Raw genomic sequence first — 11,684 nt, forward strand, 5'->3', positions numbered from 1 at the left:
TCAGCGCCACGGTCGGTGATAGGCGCCCAGCGTTTGCTGGTGGCCTTCAGAAACGGCAGTCAGCTGCGCCGCCCACGCGGGATCAACCGCATAGTCGGGGCGCCCGGCGGCGTCCAGTGCGGCGCGTAGCACCCGCGTTACTTGCGCCGTATACACCGGGCTGCGCTGGCGCCCTTCAACCTTGATGGCGGCTACGCCGATGCGCAGCAATTCGGGCAAGACCGACAAGGTATTCAGACTGGTCGGCTCTTCCAGCGCGTAATAGGTGCTGCCGCCGACATCAAAGCGGCCTTTGCACAAGGTGGGATAACCGGCCGCTTCGCCCGGGGCAAAGCGATCAATCAGAATCTGGTTAAGCCGCGCACTCAGCACATCCTGTTGTTGCAGCCACTGCACATGGCTGGCGGGCGAGCACACGCCATGGGTGTTGGGCGATTCGCCAGTGGCGTACGACGACAATGCGCAGCGGCCTTCGGCCATCACGCACAGGCTGCCAAAGCCGAAGACTTCAATCTGTACTGGCGTGTTTTGCGCCACCTGCGCTACTTGCGCCAGCGTGAGCACGCGCGGCAACACCACGCGCTGGATACCAAAGTGCTGATGCGCCAGATTGATGGCCTCGGCATTGGTGGCCGAGCCTTGCACCGAGAGATGCAAACGCAGTTGTGGATGCCGATGGTGTGCATAAGCCAGCAAACCCATATCGGCCAGGATGACCGCATCGGCGCCCGCATCGGCGGCGCGGTCGACCGCGGCATACCATTGCGCTACGCGGCCGGCCTGCATATAGGTATTGATCGCGATCAGTACCTTGCGGCCTTTGCGCTGGGCCAGCGCAATGCCGCGCGCCAGTTGGGCATCGGTAAAATTCAGCCCGGCAAAGTTGCGGGCATTGGTGGGATCTTTAAAGCCGACGTAAACGGCGTCGGCACCGTGTTCGATTGCTTGTTCCAGCGCGGCCAGACTGCCCGCCGGACAAACCAGTTCTGGAAGCGCCACGTGAGCCGCCCTGGGTAAGTCAGACCGGGGGCAGCTTAAGCGGCTTTGTCCGCAACAAATTTAATCTGGATCAAGCTTGATGCAAACGGCATAGCGTATTGGGGCCACGTCTGCGGACGATGGGCCCCGACCCGTTCGCGCAGCGGTGTTTTAGCCCGGCCACTGCTCGCCAAATGCTGCCGCGTAGCGCGCCTTGATGTCTTCCAGCTCGACTTCATGGTTCTGTGCCCCGCGCCGCGCAATTTTAAGCGAACCGAGCAAAGACGCCAGTTGGCCGGTGCTTTGCCAGCCCCAGCCTTTGCTGATGCCGTACAACAAGCCCGCGCGGAAGGCATCGCCGCACCCGGTCGGATCAATCACCGCCGCCGCAGGCACCACCGGAATACGGTAGATCTGGCCATCAGCGTGAATCTCGGCGCCTTCGCCCCCCAATGTCACCACCAGCGCTTTGACTTTGCGCGCCAGTTGATCCAGCGCCACGCCGGTCTTGCGCGCGACCACTTCGGCTTCGTAGTCGTTCACGGTGAGGTAATCGGCTTGTTCGATCATTTCGAGCAATTCATCGCCCGAGAACAAGGGCAGCGCCTGACCCGGATCAAAGATAAACGGCACGGCCATTTCACTAAGTTGCTGGCAGCGCGCCTGCATGCCCAGCTTGCCATCGGGGCCGACGATGCCCAGTTCCACCGGCACGCCAATATCCTGGGTGCGGATAAAATGCGACAGATTCATCGCGCCCGGGTGGAAGGCGGCAATCTGGTTGTCGTCCAGATCGCAGGTGACAAAACATTGCGCGGTAAATTGCTCGGGCAGTTCACGGATGCCTGCGCGCGAAATGCCTAGCGTATCCATGCGTTTGGCGTAGGGGCCAAAGTCGCTGCCCACCGTGCCCACCACCAGCGGATCGCCGCCCAGGCCCTTCAGCGTGTAACCGATATTGCCGGCACAGCCACCCAGTTCGCGCCGCATTTCCGGCACCAGAAACGAGATCGACAGAATGTGCAATTGATCGGGCAGCAAATGGTTTTTAAAGCGATCTTCAAACACCATGATGGTGTCGTAAGCGATCGAACCGCTGATCAGGATGGCCATGGCGTTCTCGAAAGGAGGAATGCGCGCATTATGACATTTTTGTTGGCCGCCGCACCGCGTGTACACTGCGCGCCCAGCCCTCCCAACCATGCACGCTCAGGAGCCCATCCGATGGACGACAGCCGCATCACCGAGCTCGAAATCAAAACCGCGCTGCAAGAAGATCTGCTCGAAACCCTGAATGGCATCGTGGCCGAACAAGCCATGCAGATCAGCCGCTTGCAGCAGGAAGTGCGCGAACTGGCGGGCTATTTGCGCGCGATGGAAAACACCCAGCGCGGCAGCCCGGCGCAAGAAGTACCGCCGCATTATTAAGTGACCGTGTCCGCTGCCACTGGCTTGGCAAAGCGCTGGCCAAAGCGCAGCGATTGCGGGTACGGAAAGAAATCCTCAACGATGCCTGCCTTGATGCGTTCACGCGTGTTGCGCCAGAACGCCGGGTCGAGCAAGTCGGCGTGATATTGCAGAAACGCGGCGCGAATATCTGGCCGCGTTAATAAAAACGTGCCGAATTCTTCCGGATACACCTCGTTTTTATGCCCGGTGTACCAGGCCTCGCCACTCAGTTCGTATTCGGGTGCAATCGGCGCAGGAATACGACGGAAATCGCAATCGGTCATATATTCGATTTCGTCGTAATCATAGAAAACGATGCGGCCGGCACGGGTGGAACCAAAGTTTTTAAACAGCATGTCGCCAGGAAAGATATTGGCGATGGCCAGTTCGCGCAGCGCATTGCCGTAATCGCGGATGGCCTCTTCCACCACCGGGCCGCGATGCAGATCGAGCAGCATATTCAGCGGCACCATGCGGCGCTCGATATATAAATGGCGGATCACCACGGTATCGCCATCCTCTTCCAGCATTGATGGCGCCAGCCGCCGTAATTCATCGATCAGCGCGTCGTCGCAGCGCGCACGCGGCAAAGCCACATCCGAGAATTCCCACGAATCGGCCATGCGGCCAACGCGGTCGTGCTGTTTAACCATCTGGTATTTGGCGCGCACCAAAGCGCGATCCACTTCTTTGGGCGGCGCAATCACGTCTTTGATGACTTTGAAGACAAACGGAAACGACGGCAGCGTAAACACGATCATCACCATGCCCTTGATGCCCGGCGCGGCGGTAAAGCGGTCGGTGGAATGGCGCAGATGGTGGAACAACTCCCGGTAAAACATGGTTTTACCCTGCTTGCCCAGGCCGAGGATGGTGTAGAGCTCGGCGCGTGAGGTTTCCGGAATCAGCTCATGCAAAAACTGCACCGTGGCCGAAGGCACTTCCATATCCACCAGAAAATAGGCGCGCGATAAAGAAAACAGATGGCGGATATGGTCGGCATTGAACAGCGCCGCGTCGATATACAGTTGGCCTGCGTCATTGCGATATAACGGTAGCGCAAACGGAATTTCGACATCGCCATTAATCGCCCGCCCAATCAGATAAGCCGCTTTGCCGCGATAAAACGCCGATGCCACCACCTGGATTTGCGCATTGAACGCCAGCTTGGGCCAATGGCCGATATGCGCGTGGACGGCGCGCAAGATGTAACGCACATCGCGCTTGAGATCTTCAAACGGCAGATTGAATTTGAAGTCGAGCAGCATTTGCTCAATCGAATCTTCCAGCCAGCTGCGTGTGGGGTAATAGGTACGATAGGCCGGCGGTTCGCTCTCTTCGATATATTCAGTCGAGACGGCCGGGCGATAAAAAATGAAGTCGTTGTGAAAGTAATTGCGATGCAGGATGTGGCAACACACCGAATTAAAAAACGTCTCGGCCAGTTCCGGTTGTTTATGGTTGATCAGCAAGCCGACATAAGCGGCTTTGGTTTGCGCCCATACCGTTTCTGGCAGCGTTGCAATATCAAAGTCTTGCTGGATGCGCGCGATGGTTTCGGTCACGCGTCGATCATAAAAAGTAATGCGGTCGCGCACCGCATCGCGCTGGGCATGCACCTTGCCCGCCTCAAAATTGGCCTGGGCCAGCCGGCTGCAATCGCGGAACAAACGATAGTGGCAATCAAAGCCATCAAGTATCGTGCGCGCCAGGCTGGCGGCAGGGCTGAGCGGGGCAGAATCGGATGGCGACATGGCAGCGCGTCCTGGCGGGCGGGCTTTTGATCTTGAGCGCGCGCCTGGACGCGCGGCATCAGGCTTAACCCGCAATGTGCCGATTCAAACACATTACGGGCCGCGTATTGCAGCCAATACGCTTATTTGAGGACGTTCCAGCTGATGTGCAGATTGGTTTTGTCGTCCGACAGCCACACCTCGGCATCCTGGATGGTGCATTGCAATTGCATCGTGCGCTCGGCCATCGCCGCCAGGCCCGCCATGGTGTCGCCCGAGACGTGCACCACATGCAGATTATCAAAACGCTGAATGGTGGCGCGGTTGGCCTCAAACCACATCTCGGCGGTCTTGCCGCTGCCATAGGCGTAAATCCACGCTTGCTGGCTGCGCTGGCTGAGTTTGCGGATGCGCTTGTCATCGGGCAGGCCCAGATCAATCCACAGTTCCACTTCATCGATCAGCGATTTTTGCCAGAGCGCGGCGTCGTCTTCGTCGCTGATGCCACGGCCAAAGGCCAGGGTTTCGCTGGCATGGCAGGCAAAGGCCAGCACGCGCAGCATCATGCGCTCGTCGGTCTCGGAAGGATGGCGCGCGATGGTCAGGTTATGGCTGGCGTAGTAGCCACGGTCCATGTCACTGATATTGAGGTCGGCTTTGTAAATGGTGGCTTTGAGTGCCATGGTCTGTCCGTGCGGCGCAAAAGGTCGCCAGTGTAGTGGCAGCGCCCGCGTCTGGCGAGGGCGCTGCGGGTAGAATGCCGGGTTTACTTGCCGCAGGCCTCACCATGACCCCATCCGTCCCCACTGTTGTTAGCCCGCGTCGCGTTGCCGTGATCGGGGGTGGCCCGGCGGGTTTGATGGCGGCCGAGCGCCTGGCCGCTGGCGGCGTGCAGGTGGACGTGTACGACGCGATGCCGTCGGTGGGGCGCAAGTTTCTGCTGGCTGGCGTGGGCGGCATGAATATCACCCACTCCGAGCCGATCGAGCCGTTTCTGCAGCGTTATGGCGCGCAGCATAGCTGGCTGCAGCCGCTGATTGCGGCGTTTCCGCCAGACGCATTGCGCGCGTGGATTCATGAGTTAGGTATCGAAACCTTTGTCGGCACCTCCGGCCGTGTGTTTCCGCGCGAGATGAAAGCCGCGCCCTTGCTGCGCGCATGGTTGCAGCGCTTGCGCCAGGCGGGGGTTAATTTGCATGCGCGGCATCGCTGGTTGGGTTGGGCTGAGGACGGCAGCTTGCGCATCGCCAGCCCGGACGGCGAGATGAATGTGCAGGCCGACGCCGTGGTGCTGGCTTTGGGCGGCGCCAGCTGGTCGCGGCTAGGTTCGGATGGCGCATGGCTGCCGTTGCTGCAGCAACGCGGTGTGGCGATTACGCCGCTTCAGCCCGCCAACAGCGGTTTTGAAGTTGGCTGGAGCAAAATCCTGCGCGACAAGTTTGGCGGCCATCCGCTAAAAACCGTGGCGCTGGCGCATACCGGGCTGGATGGCGTGCGGCATTACAAGCAAGGCGAGTTTGTGATCACCGAACATGGCGTGGAAGGCAGCCTGATTTATGCGTTTTCGCGCGCGATCCGCGAGCAGATCAACGCCACCGGCCAGGCCACCATCGAGGTCGATTTGCTACCGGGCCGTAGTCTGGAACGCGTGCAACAAGAGCTGACTGTTCCACGTGGAGCAAAAAGCGTCGCCGCGCATTTGCAGAGCAAAACCGGGCTGACTGGCGTAAAGACCGCGCTGCTGTGGGAAGTGCTCAGTCGTGAGCAGATGCACGATATGGACCAGGTGGCACGGGCAATCAAGGCACTGCCGCTGACGCTGACCGGCACGCGGCCATTGGACGAGGCGATCAGCACCGCAGGTGGCGTGGCGCTGGACGCTGTGGATGAGCATCTAATGCTGCACGCCGCGCCGGGCGTCTTTGTCGCAGGCGAGATGCTGGACTGGGAAGCCCCCACCGGCGGCTATCTGCTAACCGCCTGCTTTGCCACCGGCCGCGCCGCCGGTGATGGCGCACTAAGCTGGCTGCGCCGCGACGCATAGGGTGGGTCAAGACCCACCATTCAAAGCCGCAAGCCACCTGCCGTGCGTTCGGCAAACCACTTTGATTGGTGGGTCACGACCCACCCTATAAGAGCGTCCGGGCGCCTATCGCGAATCAATACACAAACCGGTAGCGCATCTCATCCAGATTCAGCTCTTCCAGAATCGCCTCGGCGCGTTGGCGTGCGTTGCGTGGGCGTTGGCCGGACTGGGTGGCGATGATCAGTTCGTTTTTCATCGAATGTTCCCAGCCCACCAGTTCGGTCACCGTCACCTGGTAGCCATGCGCTTCCAGCAGCAAGCAGCGCAGCACATTGGTGATCTGGCTACCAAACTCGCGCGTATGCACCGGGTGGCGCCAGATTTCCGACAGCGCGGTTTTGCCAAACGATTGGTTCTTCAGCTTGCGCAAAAACGTCGCCACTTCGGCCTGGCAGCACGGCACCAGCACGATATGGCGCGCGTTTTTTTCCAGCGCAAAGCGGATCGCATCATCGGTGGCGGTGTCGCAGGCATGCAGCGCGGTCACCACGTCAATCTGCGCGGGCAGGGCGGTCGAGTTGATCGATTGCTCCACCGTCTCATGCAGAAACGACATGCGCTCAAAGCCCAGCCGCTGCGCCAGTTCGCGCGAGCCCTGCACCAGTTCTTCGCGCGTTTCGATGCCATAGATGTGGCCGCCACTTTGCGCCTTGAAGAACAGGTCATACAAAATAAAACCGAGGTAGTTTTTGCCCGCGCCGTGGTCCACCAGCGTCACGGCCTCGTGCTGTTGCAGCACGTCTTTCAGCAGCGGCTCAATAAAGTTGAACAGATGGTAGATCTGCTTCAGCTTGCGGCGGCTGTCCTGGTTAAGCTTGCCGTCGCGCGTCAGGATATGCAGTTGTTGCAGCAGTTCGACTGACTGGCCGGGGCGGATTTCGGGGGCGGACATGGCGGGCGGTTCTCAAAGGCGTTTTAAAACAAGGCCGCCATGATACCGCGTACGCGCCGGGCTGGCCTGCCGCGTGGGTTTAGTGGCGGCGCTTCAGGCGACCGGCGTCCACGCGTTTTGCACGCACCACGCCAGTTTGGCTGGCCGTTTCAGCTTCTTGATTTGCGCTTCCAGCTTGCTGGCTTCGCTGCGATTGGCGCAGCGCAATACCGCCAGCAATTGCTGTGGCGGATGCGCCCGCGTGTAGCGCGCGCCCTTGCCACTGCAATGCGCGGCATAACGCGCCAGCACATCGTTGCTGATGCCGGTATAAAGGCTGCCATTGCGACACGCCAACATATACACGCACCATGCGGCCGCGGCGGGCGCGCTCTGGCCGTCCGCTGCGAGGGCGGAACCGGTTACCGCGCAAATGTCGGTTGCGTTTCGGGCAACGCCAGCCATAGTGCACAAACCTGTTTGGATTGATGGGATGGTCATGAGCAAAAAGCGCATGGATTTAACCAGCGGCCCGGTGGCGCGCACGCTGTTTCTGTTTTCACTGCCGGTGCTGGGCAGCAATGTACTGCAATCGCTCAACGCGTCGATCAACGCGATGTGGATCGGCCATTATCTGGGCGAGGCCGCGCTCACCGCCGCATCCAACGCTAACCTGATCCTGTTTTTTCTGCTCGGCATTGTATTCGGTCTCAGCATGGCCAACACCATACTTGTCGGCCAGGCGGTGGGCGCCAAAGACACCGCGCGCGCCAAACGCGTGGCGGGCACCAGCTACAGCTTCTTTGCCTTGCTCTCCACGCTGATGGCGGTGATCGGCTATGTGTTTACCCCGCATATCCTGCGCGCCATGGATACCCCCGCCGACGCCGCGCCGCTGGCCATCGCCTATCTGCGCGTCATCTTTGTGGCCGTGCCCTTCATGTATTTGTACAACGTGCTGATGATGACGCTGCGCGGCACGGGCGATTCGCGCACACCGTTTTATTTCATGCTGTTGTCGGTGTTTCTCGATATTGGTCTGAATCCCTTGCTGATCTTTGGCGTCGGCCCGTTTCCGCAACTGGGCATCGCCGGTTCGGCCACCGCCACGCTGCTGGCGCAAAGCCTCAGCCTGATTGCCATGCTGGTTTATCTCAAACGGCATCATTACTTTCTGCTGCCGGGCAAAGGCGAATGGCATTACCTGAAGCCAGACCCGGCCGTGTTGCGCACGCTGGTGCTTAAAGGGTTGCCGATGGGCATGCAGATGCTGGTCATCTCCTCCTCGGCCATCGTCATGATCACGCTGGTTAACCGGCATGGCTCGGTGGTGACGGCGGCGTTTGGCGTGGCCTCGCAGTTATGGACCTATATCCAGATGCCGGCCATGGCGTTGGGCGCGGGGTGTAGCTCGATGGTGGCGCAGAATGTAGGGGCCAAACGTTGGGATCGGGTGGCGCAGGTCACGCGCGCGGGCGTCTGGTTCAACTTTGTGATGACGGGCGTGATTGTGGCGCTGCTGTTGTTGCTGGATCGCGCGGTGCTGGGGCTGTTCTTTCCGCAAGATGCGCAGGCCTTGCAGATTGCGCGCCATATCGACCTGGTGGTGGCGTGGTCGTTCGTGCTGTTTGGCGTGACGTTTGTGCTGTTCTCGGTGGTGCGCGCCACCGGCGCGGTGATGGCGCCGCTGGTGATGTTGATTATTTCGATGTGGCTGGTGCGCATTCCGGTGGCGATGTACTTCGGCCGCGATTACGGCGCCGAGGCGATCTGGTGGAGCTTTCCGATCGCCTCAGTGATGTCGCTGGTGATGGCGGTGTTGTATTACCGCTTTGGCCGCTGGCGTAGTGCGCGCATGGAAGTCGGCCCCGGCGCGGTTTAAGCGCCGGGCACGCGGCGGTTTACCACGGCTGCGCCAGATACTGGCTGCCCAGATCGGTCAGCTGGCCGCTGCCGCCCAGCAGCGAATCAAAATGCGGATCGCTGCTCATGCGCCCGGTAAACCAGGCATAGCGGAACACATCGCTACGGCTTTCCAGCGTGTGGACCATATCGGCCATCTGCGCCTCCTGCTTGGCCACGCTGTCGATCTGGGCACTGCCATCGCCGGTATGCCAGTTGGCGAATTCGGTCACCCAGAACGGTTTGCCGTATTTGCTCAGGCGGTCCAGCTGGCTGCCCAGGCCATAGTCGTACCAGTGAAAGGCCAGATAATCGATGCGCGGATCGCGATTGCTGTTGGCGGCGCGGTAGGCGGCGTAGAACGCATCCAGCCACACCACCGGATCGGCATAACCCGCCATCGTGCCCCAGTTCATGGCCGGGCCCACCAGTTTGACGCCGGTGTGCGCCGCAATTGCTTCATAACGCGGCCACAGCGCGGCGGCTTGTTGCGGCGTCATATTGGCCTGGTCGGTCAGATTGGGTTCGTTGAGCACCAGCAGATATTTGATTGTCGGATTTGCGGTCAGCATGGTTTCGATGGCCGCATCGTTGAAATTGTCGTTCCACAGCATCGGCACAAATTCCATGCCGTATTGCGTTTGCGCATTGGCGGGCAAGGCGCTGTTGGCATGGTCGCTCCAGTTGTACCACCAGCTTGTTCCGGTCGATAACGCCGCCAGATCGGCCGTGCTGGCCAGATCATAGGCCAGGCCGCGCTTGCTGCTTTTGCTGCTGGCGGCCGGGGTGGGCGTGGGTGTTGCGCCGGGCGTGGGCGTCGGTGTCGCCCCAGGCATTGGGGTGGGCGTTGCGCCGGGCGTAGGCGTTGGTGTTGCGCCAGGCGTTGGGGTTGGCGTCGGTGCGGTGGTGGGCGTGCTGGTGGGGGCAACGGTATTGCTGGTGCTGCTGTCATCGCCACCGCCTCCGCCGCCACAGGCGGCAAGCGCAAGGCACAACGACAGGGTGGCGGTCAGCGTGCTGAGCGCGGGCAGGGCGGAACGGGGCATCTGTGTGTCCTCGAAGGCGGATTAGGCAGGGCAGGCCAAAGGCGCCCAGCTTTGCACCCCCGGCCCGCGCTGCGAATACAGCGCGTTACCGAAGGTGACAATCCGCAGACAAGAGGCGGCCCGCCCACCCGCTGGGCACTGGCCGAGTCGATGCTTATTCTTCGGGCGCGGCCTTTACGTCGATCACCACATCATCGGCCACCTGCACTTGCATGCCGGGCCGGATCTTGTTGGTCTTGCGCAGTTCCTGCTCGCCATTGACCTTGACGATGCCGGTGGCCACCAGCGCTTTGCCCGCGCCGCCGCTATCCACCAGGCCGCAAATCTTGAGAAGGTCGTTCAGCGCGATGAATTCGCTATCAATTTCTACTTCAAGGTGTTGCATGGTTAAAACCTGCTCAGCAAAACGCCCAGTCTAGCAGACGCTATAGCCCTTGCCTGTGGCTGCCCCGCCGCGGCGCAGGACGAACGCAGACTTTTCATGTGTCTGTCATGGTTTTGCAATATCGCGCAGTAACAATCGCTGCCGAGCCGCATCCAGGCCCCGGCGCCTATGCGCCCGGAAACCATCGGCAGCGTTGCGTTGTGCGACGCCCGCCACCGCAAACCTTGGGGAAATCAAAATGAAAAACGCCGCACTCGCCGCCCTGTTCGCAGTTGCCCTGTTCAACACCGCCTGCAGCTCGGCTCCGCAAGCCGCTGCCCCGGCTGCTGCCGCACCGGCCGCCGCCGCCGCACCGAAAGACGCCGCGCTGGCCGCCAACGTCAAAGCTGCGCTGGACGCCGATAGCGAACTGGCGCCGTTCAACCTGCAAGTGACCGGCAAAGATGCCGACGTTACCATCAATGGCAACGTGGATACCGGTCTGCAAATGGCCAAGGCCGGCATGGTGGCCGAAAAAGTGAAGGGCGTGCGTTACGTCGCCAACAACATCATGCCGAAGCAATAAGCAGCCATCGCGCGGGCGCAAGCTCGCTGCGCTGATGCAAAACAGGCGTCCATGCGGGCGCCTTTTTTATTACGCCATGCAATCTTTTGCCCGCTAAACTGGTCTGCTTGTTTCACCCAAATAAAAGGCGACCTGATGCGTTTTATCGGCAATGTGCTGTGGTTTGTACTGGGCGGTTTCTGGATGGGATTGGGCTGGTGGCTGGCCGGGCTGGTGGCGTTGATTACCATCGTCGGCATCCCGTGGGCGCGCGCGTGTTTTGTGATCGGTGCGTTTTCGTTCTGGCCGTTTGGCAAAGAGGCGGTCAAGCGCAATTACATTACCGGGCGGCATGATGTGGGCACTGGCGCGCTCGGCTTTATCGGCAATCTAATCTGGTTTGTATTTGCCGGCTGGTGGCTGGCGCTGGGCCACGTGGCGGCGGCGCTGGCCAATTTCATCACCATTATCGGCATCCCGTTTGGCATCCAGCATCTGAAGCTGGCGCTGATCGCCCTCGCGCCGGTCGGCCAGACTGTGGTGCCGAGCAACCAGCGCTTCGGGCTGCGTTAAAGCCGTGGCATAGGGTGGGTCAAGACCCACCACTCAATGCCATATGCCACGTACGGTGAGCTTGGCATACCACTTTGGGAGGTGGGTCCAGACCCACCCTATGCATTTATGCCGTGG

General features: G+C 60.6%; 13 protein-coding genes. 5 read left to right on the forward strand and 8 right to left on the reverse strand.

What is annotated here, in order from left to right; all coding sequences use genetic code 11:
• Positions 1 to 999 carry a ubiquinone anaerobic biosynthesis protein UbiU gene (ubiU, locus tag ACYQ1A_RS12635; RefSeq protein ID WP_499362486.1) on the reverse strand — a complete coding sequence of 333 codons (999 nt, stop codon included), beginning with the start codon at positions 997 to 999 and terminating at the stop codon, positions 1 to 3.
• 150 nt (positions 1,000 to 1,149) lie between these two features.
• Entirely contained in the window at positions 1,150 to 2,091 is a 942-nt protein-coding gene (locus ACYQ1A_RS12640; RefSeq protein ID WP_499362488.1) for a carbohydrate kinase family protein, read from the reverse strand.
• Positions 2,092 to 2,202: 111 nt separating this feature from the next.
• Between ACYQ1A_RS12640 and ACYQ1A_RS12645 the strand changes: the two genes are divergently transcribed.
• Entirely contained in the window at positions 2,203 to 2,406 is a 204-nt protein-coding gene (locus ACYQ1A_RS12645; RefSeq protein WP_062223578.1) for a SlyX family protein, read from the forward strand.
• Here ACYQ1A_RS12645 and aceK read toward each other — a convergent pair.
• Positions 2,403 to 4,181, reverse strand: coding sequence for a bifunctional isocitrate dehydrogenase kinase/phosphatase (gene aceK / locus ACYQ1A_RS12650; RefSeq protein WP_499362490.1), 1,779 nt, complete (start codon positions 4,179 to 4,181; stop codon positions 2,403 to 2,405). The two genes, ACYQ1A_RS12645 and aceK, sit on opposite strands and share 4 nt — an antisense overlap.
• Before the next feature lie 122 nt (positions 4,182 to 4,303).
• Positions 4,304 to 4,843 carry a YaeQ family protein gene (locus ACYQ1A_RS12655; RefSeq protein ID WP_499362492.1) on the reverse strand — a complete coding sequence of 180 codons (540 nt, stop codon included), beginning with the start codon at positions 4,841 to 4,843 and terminating at the stop codon, positions 4,304 to 4,306.
• A 104-nt stretch (positions 4,844 to 4,947) separates the two neighbouring features.
• Here ACYQ1A_RS12655 and ACYQ1A_RS12660 point away from each other — a divergent pair, with 104 nt between their 5' ends.
• Entirely contained in the window at positions 4,948 to 6,204 is a 1,257-nt protein-coding gene (locus ACYQ1A_RS12660) for a TIGR03862 family flavoprotein (RefSeq protein WP_499362493.1), read from the forward strand.
• A gap of 115 nt (positions 6,205 to 6,319) precedes the next feature.
• Here the strand turns inward: ACYQ1A_RS12660 and ACYQ1A_RS12665 are convergent, their stop codons facing one another.
• Positions 6,320 to 7,138, reverse strand: a complete 819-nt coding sequence (locus tag ACYQ1A_RS12665; RefSeq protein WP_499362495.1) for a class I SAM-dependent methyltransferase — start codon at positions 7,136 to 7,138, stop codon at positions 6,320 to 6,322.
• Positions 7,139 to 7,231: 93 nt separating this feature from the next.
• On the reverse strand, positions 7,232 to 7,582 hold the full coding sequence (locus tag ACYQ1A_RS12670; protein ID WP_499362497.1) for a GIY-YIG nuclease family protein: 351 nt from the start codon (positions 7,580 to 7,582) through the stop codon (positions 7,232 to 7,234).
• A 34-nt stretch (positions 7,583 to 7,616) separates the two neighbouring features.
• On the opposite strand from ACYQ1A_RS12670, the gene ACYQ1A_RS12675 reads away from it, so the two are divergent.
• Positions 7,617 to 8,999, forward strand: coding sequence for an MATE family efflux transporter (locus ACYQ1A_RS12675; RefSeq protein ID WP_499362499.1), 1,383 nt, complete (start codon positions 7,617 to 7,619; stop codon positions 8,997 to 8,999).
• 19 nt (positions 9,000 to 9,018) lie between these two features.
• Here the strand turns inward: ACYQ1A_RS12675 and ACYQ1A_RS12680 are convergent, their stop codons facing one another.
• Together ACYQ1A_RS12680 and ACYQ1A_RS12685 are read right to left on the reverse strand one after the other, a co-directional pair.
• A complete protein-coding gene (locus ACYQ1A_RS12680; protein ID WP_499362500.1) occupies positions 9,019 to 10,065 on the reverse strand; it encodes a glycoside hydrolase family protein in 1,047 nt (348 codons plus the stop codon).
• Positions 10,066 to 10,219: 154 nt separating this feature from the next.
• Positions 10,220 to 10,450, reverse strand: a complete 231-nt coding sequence (locus tag ACYQ1A_RS12685) for an RNA-binding S4 domain-containing protein (protein WP_053938352.1) — start codon at positions 10,448 to 10,450, stop codon at positions 10,220 to 10,222.
• Positions 10,451 to 10,688: 238 nt separating this feature from the next.
• Here ACYQ1A_RS12685 and ACYQ1A_RS12690 point away from each other — a divergent pair, with 238 nt between their 5' ends.
• A complete protein-coding gene (locus ACYQ1A_RS12690; protein ID WP_083459078.1) occupies positions 10,689 to 11,015 on the forward strand; it encodes a BON domain-containing protein in 327 nt (108 codons plus the stop codon).
• Between the two features lie 135 nt (positions 11,016 to 11,150).
• Positions 11,151 to 11,567, forward strand: a complete 417-nt coding sequence (locus ACYQ1A_RS12695) for a YccF domain-containing protein (protein ID WP_499362501.1) — start codon at positions 11,151 to 11,153, stop codon at positions 11,565 to 11,567.
• Positions 11,568 to 11,684: the final 117 nt, after the last annotated feature.

Source organism: Silvimonas sp. JCM 19000 (assembly GCF_054652575.1).